This window comes from Providencia sp. TYF-12, from assembly GCF_041344805.1.
In the GTDB taxonomy this organism is placed as follows: Bacteria; Pseudomonadota; Gammaproteobacteria; order Enterobacterales; family Enterobacteriaceae; genus Providencia; species Providencia huashanensis.
Genome location: NZ_CP166833.1, coordinates 983,428 through 999,012, shown reverse-complemented (window position 1 = coordinate 999,012; position 15,585 = coordinate 983,428). Strand labels below are relative to the sequence as shown.

Annotated in this window: 12 protein-coding genes; 5 read left to right on the top strand and 7 right to left on the bottom strand. The window is 39.1% G+C overall.

The features are described 5' to 3' along the window. Nucleotides 1-270: 270 nt before the first annotated feature. Genes ccmB through ABE954_RS04330 form a run of 3 tightly spaced genes read right to left on the bottom strand, consistent with a single transcriptional unit; the run spans nucleotide 271 to nucleotide 2,761 of the window. Nucleotides 271-936, bottom strand: coding sequence for a heme exporter protein CcmB (ccmB, locus tag ABE954_RS04340; RefSeq protein ID WP_042846836.1), 666 nt, complete (start codon nucleotides 934-936; stop codon nucleotides 271-273). Then, entirely contained in the window at nucleotides 921-1,553 is a 633-nt protein-coding gene (gene ccmA / locus ABE954_RS04335; protein WP_042846837.1) for a cytochrome c biogenesis heme-transporting ATPase CcmA, read from the bottom strand. Before ccmA ends, ccmB begins: the two co-directional genes overlap by 16 nt. 29 nt (nucleotides 1,554-1,582) lie before the next feature. Then, the gene (locus ABE954_RS04330) at nucleotides 1,583-2,761 is read right to left on the bottom strand and encodes an ion channel (RefSeq protein WP_042846838.1); all 1,179 of its coding nucleotides are present in this window, start codon (nucleotides 2,759-2,761) and stop codon (nucleotides 1,583-1,585) included. A 329-nt stretch (nucleotides 2,762-3,090) separates the two neighbouring features. Between ABE954_RS04330 and cptA the strand changes: the two genes are divergently transcribed. Then, on the top strand, nucleotides 3,091-4,800 hold the full coding sequence (gene cptA / locus ABE954_RS04325; RefSeq protein ID WP_042846839.1) for a phosphoethanolamine transferase CptA: 1,710 nt from the start codon (nucleotides 3,091-3,093) through the stop codon (nucleotides 4,798-4,800). A 44-nt stretch (nucleotides 4,801-4,844) separates the two neighbouring features. On the opposite strand, the gene ABE954_RS04320 is transcribed toward cptA, so the two are convergent. Further along, the gene (locus ABE954_RS04320) at nucleotides 4,845-5,531 is read right to left on the bottom strand and encodes a DUF421 domain-containing protein (protein ID WP_042846840.1); all 687 of its coding nucleotides are present in this window, start codon (nucleotides 5,529-5,531) and stop codon (nucleotides 4,845-4,847) included. 308 nt (nucleotides 5,532-5,839) lie between these two features. Here ABE954_RS04320 and ABE954_RS04315 point away from each other — a divergent pair, with 308 nt between their 5' ends. From ABE954_RS04315 to ABE954_RS04300, 4 genes are all read left to right on the top strand, one after another. Beyond that, on the top strand, nucleotides 5,840-6,163 hold the full coding sequence (locus ABE954_RS04315) for a hypothetical protein (RefSeq protein ID WP_042846841.1): 324 nt from the start codon (nucleotides 5,840-5,842) through the stop codon (nucleotides 6,161-6,163). Nucleotides 6,164-6,514: 351 nt separating this feature from the next. After that, entirely contained in the window at nucleotides 6,515-6,823 is a 309-nt protein-coding gene (locus ABE954_RS04310; RefSeq protein WP_371025736.1) for a GNAT family N-acetyltransferase, read from the top strand. Nucleotides 6,824-6,894: 71 nt separating this feature from the next. Beyond that, the gene (locus ABE954_RS04305) at nucleotides 6,895-7,161 is read left to right on the top strand and encodes a DksA/TraR family C4-type zinc finger protein (RefSeq protein WP_042846843.1); all 267 of its coding nucleotides are present in this window, start codon (nucleotides 6,895-6,897) and stop codon (nucleotides 7,159-7,161) included. A gap of 419 nt (nucleotides 7,162-7,580) precedes the next feature. Beyond that, nucleotides 7,581-9,587, top strand: coding sequence for a choline BCCT transporter BetT (locus tag ABE954_RS04300; RefSeq protein ID WP_042846844.1), 2,007 nt, complete (start codon nucleotides 7,581-7,583; stop codon nucleotides 9,585-9,587). 98 nt (nucleotides 9,588-9,685) lie between these two features. Here the strand turns inward: ABE954_RS04300 and ABE954_RS04295 are convergent, their stop codons facing one another. From ABE954_RS04295 to ABE954_RS04285, 3 genes are all read right to left on the bottom strand, one after another. Then, a complete protein-coding gene (locus ABE954_RS04295; protein ID WP_048608298.1) occupies nucleotides 9,686-10,291 on the bottom strand; it encodes a hypothetical protein in 606 nt (201 codons plus the stop codon). Then, complete coding sequence (locus ABE954_RS04290) at nucleotides 10,288-12,081, bottom strand: DUF637 domain-containing protein (RefSeq protein WP_371025735.1); 1,794 nt, start codon at nucleotides 12,079-12,081, stop codon at nucleotides 10,288-10,290. The genes ABE954_RS04295 and ABE954_RS04290 overlap by 4 nt, the downstream gene beginning before the upstream one ends. 72 nt (nucleotides 12,082-12,153) lie before the next feature. Continuing rightward, entirely contained in the window at nucleotides 12,154-15,585 is a 3,432-nt protein-coding gene (locus ABE954_RS04285; RefSeq protein WP_371025734.1) for a filamentous hemagglutinin N-terminal domain-containing protein, read from the bottom strand.

Here is a 15,585-nt window from a genome sequence, read left to right as displayed (position 1 = left end):
GTACTCAATATAAATTTTCGGCTTAGTTAACCCCAAGTAAATGCACTTAGAATGAAAATTTAAGTAAATTAGAATCAAATAGTTGCAAGGTACACTCAATTAGAGGGTAAAGAGAATCTAATTAATTACATTTAAAATAGTTTGTTACACTTTTTTATCAGGAAGGAGGAAAAAACTTATTCGAGTTTTTAAAACCCTCTTTTCTCCCCTCGAACTAAAAAGACGAAGGTTTCAGAGGGCTTTTTGATGAATATAGATGAGATAAACCAGTTAGCTATTACTGATATTGATTTTTAATGCCGCAGCAATCGCTAAAGGGGAAAAAGTGATACTCGCAGCGAATAAAGCCGCTAAAATAGCAAAATAGCCATCTAATGGCATTTTAAAACTATGGGCTTCCATCGTCCCTGTCGCATAAATAAGTACTGGGATATATAAAGGAAGAACTAGCAGGCTCACTAAAACACCGCCCTTCTTCAATGAAACCGTTAATGCGGCCCCAATCGCCCCAATAAAACTCAGCACTGGTGTCCCTAATAGTAACGTCCCCACAAGCACTAAAAGTGTATCAGCACTGAAAGACAGCATTAATGCGGCAATGGGAGATAACAGGATCAACGGCAGACCAGTCACTAACCAATGGGCGATAACTTTAGCGAATACGCTAATAAATAAGGGGTGTGGTGCGAGTAACAACTGTTCAAGGGAACCATCAAGATAGTCGTCTTTGAATAAGCGTTCTAATGATAAGAGTGACGATAAAATTGCAGCCACCCAAAACACCCCTACGGAGATACGCGCTAATAACTGGGGCTCAGGCCCGATACTTAGCGGAAATAATGTGATAACAATTAAGAAAAACCACAACGGGTTCATCAGTTCAGAAAAACCACGAAATGCAATTTTGAGTTCTCTATTAATTAATAACCAAAACATGATTCAACCCCACCAGTCAGTTTTAGTGACCCAAATTGCCCCGACATGGCTTGATGAGAGGTAAATAAAATGATGCCCCCCTGTTTTGCATGTTGATGAAAACGCTCTGTTAAGCGTTCCACACCAGCTACATCAATCGCAGTAAACGGCTCATCTAATACCCATAATGGTGCATCACTTAGCCATAACCTAGCTAAGTTCACTCGGCGCTGTTGCCCTGCTGACAGTTGGCTAACAGGGATATCTTCATAACCAATTAAAGAAACTTCCTCTAAAGCAGACCAAATCTGCTCTCCAGCATCCCCTTTATGATGCATTTGATGATAAAACTTTAGGTTTTCGTAAGGGGTCAATAAGGATTTAACTGCCGGTTTATGCCCTAAATAAAGTAGGTGACGGGTAAACTCCTCTTTAAGTTTATCAATCGGCTGATTATTCCAACAAATAGCCCCCTCATCAGGTTTTAATAGCCCAGCCACCATGCGTAAAAGGGTGGTTTTCCCCGCCCCATTTGGCCCTTCGACCTGTAAAATTTCACTGGGCTGCACCGTAAAATCTAGCTGGTGAAATAACACTCTATTTTGCCGATGGCAACTCACCTGTTGAGCACTTAGCATGAAGCAGAATTCCTGTTTTGATTTAGAGGTTAGCTTTTTGCAACTTTATTCAACAGCATATCACTAATCGAGTCATTGGATATTGCGTCACCGCAAAGCACTTGCATCAAAACTTCAGAGCCTAGAGTCGATAATGAAAACAGCATATCCGGCTTCAATAAACGAACTTTATCCATATTGTTTTCTTGGTTGATCAAAACCACAGTTTTAACTGGGTTATCACTCCCTGCTAACTCTTTCACGCCCAATAAAGCAAATGTACTGAGTGAATCACTGTCTGTCATAATCAGCACACACTTAGCATGCTTTACATTGGCTGCAGCGAGTAATTCACTACTCGTTGGGTCCCCAGTTACAATGTTATCTTTTTCTGGATAGTGACTTCGATGGTTTTCTTGGCAAATAACTGCAACAGGTAATTCACGTTTTTTCAGGCTTTGGTAAACATTCACAGCCATTGGGGTACTGCCAATCACCACATAATGATTTTTCATATAAGAAAACCTCTTACGCACAATTTCTTTTGTGCCTTTCGCTAATACCCCAACGATATAAACCACTGAAGTGGTAAAAATCGTGATCCCTAAAAGAATGACTGTCACTGTAAATATCCGTGCATCCACGGTGACTGGGACAATGTCGCCGAAACCGACTGTTGTCATACAAACCAAAGCAAAATAAAAAGCGGTCGTGCCATCTTTAACGACAGGTAAAAATTCATCACCAATATACAAAGTACCAAAAATTGAATAGAGCAATAATGCAATAATACAGGTAATGGCCACGAACCCTGCACTGGTTAAGCTATGGTGATGATATAGCTTCCAAAATACGCAAAGTGCCACTAACAAAGCGAGGGAGAAATAGCCTTGGTGAATATTTTCTTGCACTAATTTTAGATCAACAAATGAAATGATCCCGAGTAAAAACAACGAAAACACCCAGGCGATCCGCGCACCATTGACCATAAATAACGAAAGGAAAATCAATGAAATCCCCAATAGGAAACGCGGGATATCCAGTAATTTCATAAAGCCTAATGATTTTAACCACTGTGTTAGCCCTGATTCACGCCAATCAATGTAGTCTGTATAAGCGCTTAAAACAGGTTTTAAAATCATTGCACCATCAATAATAATCAGTAAAGAAAGTAATACCCTGATTGATAAGGATGATTTCAGAAAAGCCACAAATGAGTTGTCTAACATGAGTTGCTCTCACCCTTTATTGATAAAATTTGCAAATTTTTGATATACCATAAATATATCAAAGGATAATATCAATTCGCTAAATGCGATAACACATAATTATCCGTCATCATAGTATTTCTATAATAACCTATAAAACATCGTCTATAATTGAATGTCACCTTATTTGGCTATTTGCTAACATGAAAAAAACAAAGAAAAATTAAGAAATCCTTATTGATAGATAACATATTTTTGAACTTAATTTACACCTTTTTATCTAAACACCGATTTCCCAATTATTTTTCAATGTGACTTAACGATAATAGAAAACAAGAGTTTACAAAACTATGGTTAACACTACACGCTCTGCAAGGTTTAGCTGGATCTCTTTGTTCTGGTTATTAATCTACTTTTGGTATTTTTCGTCATTATTACAGCTATATGTGCTTGTTACTGGGCAAAGCAACTCTATCGGCTTAAGGGACTCATTACTTTACAGCTCCCTTTGGCTAATCCCCGCCTTACTTTTTCCAAAAAAAATTAAGCTGGTTGCAGGGCTGATAGGTATCGTCCTGTGGCTATCTTCTGTGGTTGCTCTCGCCTATTTTGTTGTTTATGGGCACCAAATATCACAAAGTGTTATGTTTGTGATGTTTGAAACCAACACCAATGAAGCTGGGGAGTTTCTTAAACAATATTTTAGTTTCAAAGTGGTTGGTGTAATACTGGCTTATACTGTCGTTGCTATTTTTCTTTGGACACGCCTAAAACCAGTTACACTTCCAAAATCAGGGCGAATCGGTATCTCATTACTGATTTTAATTATTCTGTTTGGTATCCCTTATTATAATAAAGGAATTAAGCAAGACCGCCCAATAGCCAATGTCGCCTCTTATGTGAATAGTAAACTGGCATACGCAGCTCCATGGCAGTTTGTGAGTGGTTACTTATTATATAAGAACCAACTTGCGAATATGGAAGAGCTCATTCGCGATAATAGCAAGATCCCACCATTAGAAAACTTCGTCGATGCGAATGGTAACACTCCTCGGACATTTGTGTTGGTTATCGGTGAATCCACCAGCCGTGATAGAATGAGTTTATACGGCTACACACGCCCAACAACGCCTGAATTAGATGAGCTCGCTAGGGATTACCCAACAAATTTGTCAGTATTTAATGATGTCGTGACATCGCGTCCTTACACCATTGAAGCATTACAACAAATTCTCACCTTTGCAACTCAAACAGAACCGGAGCTATTTAATTCCCGCCCCTCCATCATGAACATGATGAAACAAGCAGGTTTTAAAACGTTCTGGATCACCAATCAGCAAACGATGACCGAGCGTAATACGTTACTTACAGCGTTCTCTCGCCAAACGGATAAACAGTATTACCTCAATAATGATATGGCACAAAGCTCGCGTATATACGATGACGTGGTCTTTGCTCCGTTTAAAGAAGCGCTCGCTGATCCTGCTGAGAAAAAATTCATTGTTGTACACCTATTAGGGACGCATATGCGCTATGAATTCCGCTATCCGGAAGAAAAAGCCATATTTAAAGGGAAAGACGATGTTGTCCCCAAAAACCTTAATGAAGATGAAGTAAACGATTATAACGCTTATGATAATGCACAACATTATAATGATTATGTTGTTTCAACATTAATTAAAGACTTTGATTCTTCAAAAGAAAATGGCTTTTTAGTCTTTTTCTCCGACCACGGTGAAGATGTCTACGATACACCGCCACACAAAATGCTAGGGCGTAGTGAAGGCAAACCAAGTAAAGTCATTTACAATGTTCCTTTCCTTGTTTGGCAGTCCCCTGAGTGGTTGAATACCCATCAATTTGATTTAAATGATAAAACAACTCGCCCATTTAGTACTATGGATTTTATCTATGCATGGTCTGACTTAGCTGGGTTAAATTATACTGGGTTTGAATCTCAAAAAAGCTTATTTAACAATGAGTTTAAACCGCAACCCCGTTATATAGGCGACCCTGAAAATAAATCATCACTGATGCTTTATGATGATTTGAAGAAATAATATGAGGGTAAGTAGATGAGGTTTGCTTCATCTACTTACTTGCTTTATGCAATAATTTTTAATTCATGGCTATTTTTACGGTTTATCTTACCATCTCGTAAAATAAAACTAACTTCTCCGCGCCAAAATTCAGCTAAGAAAATATCATCGACAGAAGCAATTCCTTGTAATTCAATTTGCTGCATTAGCCATTCTTCATCCCTTTCAATAGAATCTAACTCGCTATTTCTAACGATGCCATCTTTCATCAAGATCACCGAAGGCATATTTTTTTCATCACAAATAACCGTTAGCTGCCCATCAGGCTCTATTTGTGCATAATAAATTTCTTGAAATGAGTGAATACCTTGGGCGTGTATCCGTGAAGAAATATTAATAATGTCGATTTTATTTCCTTTTTTTAAGATATTTTCCATAATGAACTGCCCTTTTTTGATGATTGGTATGGGATTACCAATTGCAACATTACGAAAAAAATTAAACTTTTTTGTTAGAAAATTCAAAGAGCTAATAAATAAAACACCAATTATTAAAATAGTAATATACTGATAAAGAGGGATAGTATCACTGTAAATGACCCCACCAATTATTCCCCCAAGCACAAAATTGCCAATAAAATCAATTGGTGTCATCTGGGAAAGCTGAGTCTTTCCTGATAAATTCATATGTGTGATAACAATAGCGAAACCAATAATAAACTTCAAAATGATAAACGAATAATAGTACGTCATATTGCTATCCCTCTATTATCTCAATTAAAAATATATTTTTATCGTTTGTAAACCGACAGCTATTCATCATTTTAGCTGGTTTGCTTACTTATATGTCTACATGACCGACTTAACCATTAAAATATTTTATTTGCCTTTCAACCAAGTCGGCCATCAAGTCTCTTTATCTACCCTAATTTATATTAACCTTTCAAAAAATCATTAATTTGTTTTATAACAATTTTACTTTCAACTATATTTAAATATGAGCATTATGATTAATGCATTTGCATGATTTCAATCACCCCTTTAATACTAAGGATATGTTTATGAATACGAAAGTTATCGCCTCACTATTTTTTGCTGGCATTATGACGGCCATAGCAGGCTGTGATGACGCATCCAAAGGGAATGATACGGTTAAGCAAGCTGAAGAAAAAGCACAACAGCTAAAAGAAGATGGTCAGCAAAAAGCAAATGAACTCTCTGAAGATGTAAAAAATAAGACCGAGGAATTAAAGCAAAACACGGCTGAGTTTGGCCAAGAAGTCAAAACAGATGCTATCAATAAAGCGGATGAAATGGCCACCGATGTGAAAGAGAAAACGGAGTCACTCAAAGCCGAAAACGATGCTAAAACAGATGAGAAATAAGTTTTAGTAACGCTAAAAACAGGAATAAGCTTTGATTAATCAATAAATCAAACGCCTATACTCTCACCTTATCTGCAACCTTAAATGCAGGCTTAAATGCCTGCATTTCCCATTTTTTATTTTTCGTAACAATAAAAGTACTAAAACCTTCCTTACTTAATGGTTATCTCGTTATATAGTGGGGTTTCTTTTATAACGTCGATATCAGGATTTTTCATGCAAATTAAATATAGCCTTGGACATGCAATCCCCAAACTCGTGGAAGATGCATTTGACCTACGCCAACAAGTCTTTACCCACTAACAAGGCTTCCCTGCTGACATCGATGTTGATGAATATGATGATACTGCCTTGCATGTCGTTTTGTACCTTAATCAACACCCAGCAGCAGTGTTACGTTGCATTCTGTTTGAAGAGACCGGGTTAGTCAAAGTGGGCCGTGTTGCGGTACAAAAACAGCATAGAGGAAAAGGGCTAGGCCGCGAACTCATGAAATTTGTTGAGCATTACGCACAACAACATCATTTCAAAAAAATAGGCCTTTCTGCACAACATACTGCCATCGAGTTTTATCACTCTTTAAAGTACCAAACAGAGGGGGAAATGTACGATGAAGACGGAATGGACCACATCTATATGACTCGCTCTTTAGAACAATAATTGACCTTGAATTTAATTTTCTCGCCTCTATATTAATATTAGGTCAATAATTAAACAAATAGAGGTTTCTTATGGCGAATGGCTGGGCAAATGAAAATGCCGTTCAAGAACAAATTGATGCAACATTAGATGACGCAATCACCAAAGCTCGTAGCCAGTTACATTCAGGTGAAAGTGCTGAGATTTGTGAAGAGTGCGGCGAAACCATTCCTGAAGCCCGTCGTTTAGCCTTACCAGGGGTCAGGTTGTGTATCAGCTGCCAAAATGAATTGGATAAAAAAAACGCTGCGTATAGCGGCTATAACCGCCGTGGAAGTAAAGACAGCCAGCTACGATAATTCTGTTAATCTCACTGCTAACTTATCGTTTTTACGTAAAAAACCGCTTGTTTTATCTATTTCGATTAACTTCTCCATAAAGAATGTAAATATTACATTATAACTTATTAATAATATGATAATTAACATGATATTTTTATTACATCCTTATTTTATTTCCCGCTGTTGTTGATCATTTATCCATATCGTGGCAGTATGTCCGCCTGATTTTTTACACTAAAGAGGGTTCAAGGCTCAAAATTAATCACTGCTTTTAGCCGTTTTTACTGCTATTAACACGATGTATTTATTGTTCTTTCTACTTTGTTTCCTTAGGAAACCTTTCACAATTATCCATTGTTTCATTAAGAAGGACAGCAGGTTGCATACTTTGTCTCTATTGGTATGCCAAAAATAAAATAAAACAAAAGAAGGTTGTTATGAGTCAAATAAATGATGATTCTAAAAAAGTTCGCTCCAAAATTAGTCCCCCAGTATTTTATAGCTCCGCAATTGTTATTTTGGTCATTGTTGGCTTTGCTGCCTTAATGCCCCAAGTTGCAGAATCTCATCTAAGTCATCTTCAACAAAATTTATTTAATAACGCCAGCTGGTTCTATATCCTTGCTGTTGCGATTGTTCTATTGAGTGTGACTTATCTGGGACTCTCTCGTTATGGGCAAATAAAATTAGGACCGGATCACGCACAGCCAAATTTTAGCTATGTTTCATGGTTTGCCATGCTATTTTCCGCTGGTATGGGTATTGGTTTGATGTTCTTTGGTGTTGCTGAACCAGTAATGCATTATCTGAACCCACCTATTGGTGATCCCCAAACCGTTGAAGCCGCTAAAGATGCCATGCGATTAACCTTTTTCCATTGGGGGTTACACGCTTGGGCGATTTACGCCATAGTTGCATTAATTTTAGCCTTTTTTAGCTATCGCCATGGGCTTCCTCTTACTTTACGCTCCGCTCTTTATCCTATTATTGGCGAGCGTATTTATGGCCCAATTGGTCACGCTGTCGATGTTTTTGCGGTTGTCGGTACCGTATTTGGTGTCGCCACATCGCTCGGTTTTGGTGTTTTACAAGTCAATGCGGGGATGAACCACTTATTTGGTCTGCCCGTTAATGAAATGGTGCAAGTTGGGTTAATTATTGCTTTTACAGGCTTAGCGACTATCTCGGTGGTCTCAGGGTTAGATAAAGGTATCCGTATTTTATCTGAACTCAACCTTGGTTTAGCCTTCCTATTGTTGCTCCTTGTTCTTATTTTAGGCCCAACAGTATTACTGTTGAAATCGTTTGTTGAGAACACAGGTGGCTACCTATCAGAGATCGTCACTAAAACCTTTAATCTTTACGCTTATGAACCCAAATCAAGTAGTTGGTTAGGGGGATGGACTCTCTTGTATTGGGGTTGGTGGTTATCATGGTCTCCATTTGTAGGGATGTTTATCGCTCGTATTTCTCGTGGGCGTACTATCCGTGAATTTGTTACTGGAGTACTGTTTGTTCCTGCCGGTTTCACTTTAATGTGGATGACGTTCTTTGGTAATACTGCGATTGATTTAATTAAAAATCAGGGAGCTACTAAGTTAGCGGAAACCGTACAATCTGATGTTTCTCTCGCCTTATTTGAATTTTTAACTTACTTTCCTTTTTCTACTGTATTGTCATTTTGCGCCATGCTGATGGTCATTGTGTTCTTTGTGACTTCGGCGGACTCAGGTGCAATGGTTGTTGATACCCTTGCCTCAGGTGGTGATTCAAATACCCCTATTTGGCAGCGTATCTTCTGGGCAGCCCTGATGGGTATTGTTGCTATCACTATGCTACTCGCTGGTGGTTTACAAGCCTTGCAAACGCTGACGATTGCGAGTGCATTACCATTTGCTATGGTCTTGTTAGTCTCTATTTATGGTTTGTTTAAAGCATTGCGTGTCGATGCCTACAAACGCGATAGCCAACAGCTCGCAACGATCGCTCCTACAGCAAGCCGTAATCCTATACCGTGGCAGCGTCGCTTACGTAATATCGTTTATTTCCCTAAGCGTTCACATGTTAAGCGTTTTATCGAGGAATCCGTGAAACCTTCAATGGAAATGGTATCAGAGGAACTCGAGAAGCAAGGGACGGTTTGCCATATCCACACCGACAGAGATGACCGGATCGGGTTTGAAGTGGATTTAGGTAATGATATGAACTTTTTATATGAAGTTCGCCTTCGTTACTATATTCAACCTTCTTTTGCCTTAGCAGGTATGGGGGATGAAATTGATGAAGAGAAAAATGAAGAACAACGTTACTACCGTGCTGAAATCCACCTAAAAGAAGGTGGGCAAGATTATGATGTGATGGGTTGGGCTAAAGAACAAATCATTCACGATATTCTTGACCAATATGAAAAACATATTCATTTCTTACACTTATTGGGTAAGTAGCATTAAAAAAGAACTTAGTCATTAGAGACTAAAGTTTATACCGCAGTAACCGCCATCTTTACGTAAAGATGGCGGTTATTTATAATACTTTCCTAACTTTAATCATGGTACATACGAGGAAAATATTCACTAATTTTGTCGTTATCGAATAACTGGTCTACAGTGAAATCAATGGTATCAGATACCGCAATTCCATGGCGCAACTCTTTGGGAAAGTCTTCAACTGAAGCATAAATAGTCGGCATCAAATAACGGAAATAATCTCCCATCTTAGTTTCACCATCATAGCCGACAGGGTAATCATCTCCAGGGTTATTGCCTTCTATAGCTTGATAAATAAAAAAGCCTTTATTGACTGACAGATTAGTATCACTGTAATGCCCCGAAGTCATTAACTCGCTTTCTATACACTCTTCAACTTCTTTTTTCGAAGATAGATGTCGATAAAGACATGATGAATATAAATCTAAAATAGCTAAGCCACCTTTATCAAGGGGATAGTTTACAAAAGTTGCTGATTCTTCCCACATAAATTCATTTAAATTATTCAATAGTTCTGTAACATTACTAATCGCCAGTAACGATTTAGGTAAATCACCAAAACCATTATTAATCATGACTGCGATTTTTCCATTTTTATCCATGGCAAACCAAGTAAAAACCGAACCAAAGCTAGGTTTCCAATTAATATCTAACATACTCATTTATCTACTCCTGTTGGCCATGTAACTAAGCAATTATCACATGTTTCTTTTATTGCTTTTAGCGGAATTGTATCTTTTCCCCAAACCTCTCTTGGCCTGACTGCTTGGGTAAATCGGATATTTTCTGGCTTAACTCCTTGGCGAATCAACGAGTCCGCGGCTGATACCTCAGCACAAGAGCCAACTGTATTTTTACAAAATGTTGTATATTCACCTATTTTAACACCGAGTTGGTTCTCAACATAAATTACAGTGTCCTTATTCAGCATTTCAGCTGAAATTTTACCATCGCTATATCCAATAGCTATCTTCCCCGTCACAGGATCATACGCACCTATCATGGTGGCTGTATTTGCAGCCTGAGTCTTAGACGGGAGTCTATTAATCTCTGCGATCAGTTTGTTAGTCGCAGAGGCGTGCAACTGCTCTTTTTCTATGATGGGGGTTAATTTCGAGATATTAAGCTTACCTGAAGTCAATAGCTCTTTTGAGGTGGTTGGTATTATATTTTTTAATGATTTAAGTGCCTCTTCAGAATTCACTACGACTTTATAGCCCGCTCCTCCAATTGCGGTTGTCGATATAGCAGCTTCAGGTGCTGCTATATCGGCTGCTACCAAGCCTAGCTTAGTCGCGCAGAAACTGACGCTAGCTTTACATCCAGCAAAGCCTAATTTTAACCCTTCCGCAATTTGTGGAGTCGCGGCAACAACTATTTCACCTCCGAGTATGATGACAACCCCGCCGACGGCAACTAAACCCACTACTCCAGCTGCTTGTTCTCTTGCAGCAACTCTTTGTGCGGCAGCTTTATCTCCTTTAGCTGCTGCCATCATATCCAGATTGTTCTCTATAATTATTTGCTGTAGTTGATGCTCTGTATAATTGTACGTATAAACCAGCTCAGCAGAATTAGCGGCAGAAAAAGCCCCTTCTGGCTTATGGGTAATTAATGCCCCTGCAAATCCACCTAATACTTTAGTGAATTGAGTTTTGGCATCATTCCCCTTAATAGCATCTTGTAGTAATGCGATTTGTCTTTCTTGCTCATTGATATATTTTGGCTCAAACAATTTACTGTTTAATGTTATTGCAGCCAACTCTGCTGCTAGTGCACCAACAACTGCACCTTTCGCATCTCCACCAGCAATTTCAGCACTTACACCCGAAACAACAGAGTGACTTAATAGTTTTCCTGTATGGCCTAGAATCTCCCCATTGTCGCCAATAAGTCGAGCACCCTCAGCATTAATCTGATTTCCAATATTACTGAGTAAGGCAGTCTTAAAGTTATCAGTAAAACTGCCACCTTGTATTGTGGTATTCACTGTTGAGCTAATTACCGATTGAGCTGCAACACGCTGGGCAACTTTACCCCAATCTCCATTGCTTAATAGCGGTAATTTAGCATCTGCTGGATTACCTTTAGTCCACCCCATTTTTATATCTAGGCCATTGAGCGCTCCTGAAATCACCATCTGGGTGATGATTGATTTGACGACATCGCTTTTGCCCAATGAATTCAGAGTTTTGGATAGATTCCCTTGGTTTTCAGCCAATGCGACTGCGGCTTGTGTGGAAAGTGCTGTCATGCCTGAATAGGCTGCGCCGGAAATGACTGTTGCAGTAGTTCCGCTAGATCCAGACGCTGCCCAAGCTGCAAACTGTGATGCCGTACCTGACGTCATCGCCGCAACGGTTATCATGATTAACGCTGACGCCACTGGATTTAAGCTTTGGCTTTTATAATCCCAACTGTCATACGCATCTTGAACCAATCCCCATTGCACATCCTTGCGGTCTTTTAGACCCGCTAACCATTTGGTGCCTTCTGTTTGACCTAGAGCATTCAGGGCATTTTGTTAGCTTTGATTATTTTTGGTTTTAACATCCGCAGTAATCCCTTTATTCGCATCAACAGTCAGTTTTCCACCAATATGCAATGCAGGTAAAACCCATTTATCTGAGGTATACCCTTTGTTGCGTTGAGTGATATAAAACCCTTTAGAATTTGTAATTACCTGTTCAAATTGCGAATTTTTGACAGCTTTAAAATTGACCTTGCCTGTTTGGCTGGTGATTTTGGCATTCTTGCCCGCATTAATTTTAGTGGCTTCTAACGTCACATCATCTTTGGCGTACAAATTAATATCGCCGCCTGCGGTAAATTCAGTGACTTTATTGGTTTTATCACTACGTGTTTTTCTAACTTCCTTTTTAGTAATACAAAGCGTCCATCGATTGCATTTCTTTTTATACTCTTCGAAGTAACTAGTTTCCTCCATCGCTTGCGCATAGAGATATCCGCCTTTTGCTGCAATATCCATTGCCCCTTTGGCGACGAGGCGAGACGCTTGGAAAAGAATGCTCCCCTCAGACAAAATGGTCAGGGTTTTACCGCTGTTAATTTCAGTACCTATCTGGCGATATAACTCTTCAAATCGTTTACCTGATTGTTTTCGATAATTCGTTTTGACAGACTCTAAGCGTACATTTCCCCCACTTGAGAGTGTGATGTCACCTAGGGATTTAATTGTGCTACCTTGTGCGGTCAATGCACCATTGGAGGCTAGTGTGACACCTTTATCACCGGAGAGTGTCGAGGTCACATAACGTACATCTTGATTGTCTTCGTTGGGGTTGGGAATGGCGGAATAAGCGGTAGCCGTTAATTTAATATCACGGCCTGAAATTGCAGTAATTTTATCTTTTGATTGGAGATTGGCGGATTGCAAGTCAATATCACGTGCCGCATTTAACGTAATATTACCATTCGCAATAAGTTGAGAGCGCAGCTCTGGGTAGCGATTGGTTTTAAATATATTATCAACATCTTTAATAGATTTTGAGCCTAATAAAATATCTTGTCCTGCATTGAATGACAGTGATTTTCCACTGTTGAAGGCAATGCCACGCGCTTCAATATTTTTACCTGCGGTGAGGTTTATTTCCCCCGAACTAGCCCAGTTTCCTATTTTTGTGAGTAACGCATTGATATTGGCAGCAGGCTCTGAAGCTGCGAGTTTCATTAAATTGGATTCATCGCGACGAATAATAATATTGTCATTGGCACTGATAGAGAGTTTATTCGTTTTGGCTAACTGCACATTATCAAATGTAACGTTTTTACCGGCTTGTATATTTAATGAGTTCGATGCGTTAAGGACCGGGGGCGATAACACATTCCCCTTAAAAGCAGAGATAGGATTCAAGTTATACTGAATACTGCCATTTCTCGCAATTAAGGTACCGTCTTTAGCGGTTAAGTTGACTTGTTTAAGATTAAGGTCATTATTCGCAATTAGGCTTTGTGATTGTTTTGCAGCGAGCTGTGCATTATGAATATTGATGTTTTGACCTGCGATAATAGACAGATCATTTTCAGACTGTAAGTTAGAGGAAATATTTATATTATTAGAATTTAAGATAATATTTTTGGCAGTAATAGCAAAAGAAGGATTCCCTATTTGTACTATTTTTGCAACGGGCTTATCAGTATTAGGAAGTTTACTTTCAAGATTAATAGTATTTTTAAAATCAAGGACAACATTATTTCCAGCTGATATCGTTTTATAGTTTAAAGTTTCAGGCGCCCAAGAATAAAATTTATCGATTAATTTAAAATCTACTGGCTCACTAACATAAAAAATATCATAAGTTCCATTATCCTCACTTTCATCTGCAAATTTTCCTAAATCTGCATTAGATGTATCGTATTTATACCAAAGATCTAATTTCCCTGAATCAAAAGAGGATATTGATGCATTTTGCCCAGTCAATATCACATTGTTTTTTGCAGCAATTTTTCCAAAGTCACTAACTAAATTATTTGCGTTAATATAGGTATTCTTTCCTGATGTTATAGTCCCAATGTTTCCTAGACCCAAATACTGTTTTCGCTCAACATTAATGCTGTCACTGTTGATAAAATCCATTTCCCCAAACCATTTTTTATAGGGAAAACTTTCTAATCGAGGATAGAGTGAAATAATTGATACAACTCCCTGCCTAGTACCAAAAAAAGAAGATACATAAGTGCCATTTCTATCACTGGTAGTTGCATCGATATTGGAAATTTTTATGGGGGATGCCATTACTGTATTCGTTAGTTTCTTAGTTCTAACAACCAAATCCCCCGCATTGGTCTTTATTGTCCCTGACTTATTCTCAATCAGGGTACTCAAATCCCCTTTGGCATTTTTTTGCATCCACAGATTATCTTGTGCCTGAATCAGTGCGTTATTACCCGTATTACTGACTTTGTCAGCAAAGACACGTATATCCTTACCGGCGATAACTTTCCCATTATTGGTGAGGGTGTTGGTGGCTAATGTGATGTCCTTGATGGCATTCACTTTAGCATTGGTGTTAATTTGCAGATTTTTGGTGCTGACATTAATGTCTTTTTTACCTTGGATATTGCCTGCAAGGGTAATTTTGCCATCGACAGTTAACGTTAGGTCATTTTGATTAGTTTGCACATTGCTGAGGTTAACCCCCACCCCTGCCTCCGTGCTGACCAATTTAACTTGGTTAGCATACATCCCCCCTAGCGCCTTAGTATCGATTGAGACACTCGGTTTTGCCCCTTCACCGGCAATCGGTGTCACGGTACCTTTTTGAAAATCAATACGGTTAGCACCTTGCATCAAGGTCAGGTTTTTGGCTTTAATTTGCCCATTCAGTTCTGTGGCACGGCTAATAATATCGGCATAGGTTTGCGCTTGCGCATTCATGCCATTTGCCCCGATAACCACACTACCTTTTTTCACCTCAACCGCAGACAATGCGCCCTTGTTATCCAGAATGGGTTTCCCCGTGGTCAAAGTGATCGCAGGGGTATTCACAAAACTACAACCATTACAGGTAATCCCATTCGGGTTGGCAATGACGACATTCGCCCCTTTACCAGCCACTTCCAACTTCCCTTGTAATTCAGAGCGGCTACTGCCAGTGACTTCGTTGATAATCAGATTGGCGGCGTTTCCCTTTAAATTCGCATTAGCTTTAACCTGCCCTGCGATTTGGGAATTCACATTAGTGGTGGCGTTATTGAGTACCGCGCCTTGTTTATCGACATTAAATTGTTGGAATTTATTATGCGATACCCCCGCCCCATTCGGCGTAGCAATATTAATAATCGGGACGTTCTTTTGTTGAGTGACTTGGGTGTTTTTATCTGCCGCAGTCATAGCGGCTCCCCAAGCGGGATGCAAAGGGTAGACAGCGGTTAAGAAAATAATGGTGTAACTTAATAACCGCTTAGGTCGTGAAGGCAGTTGTTCATTTAGCAT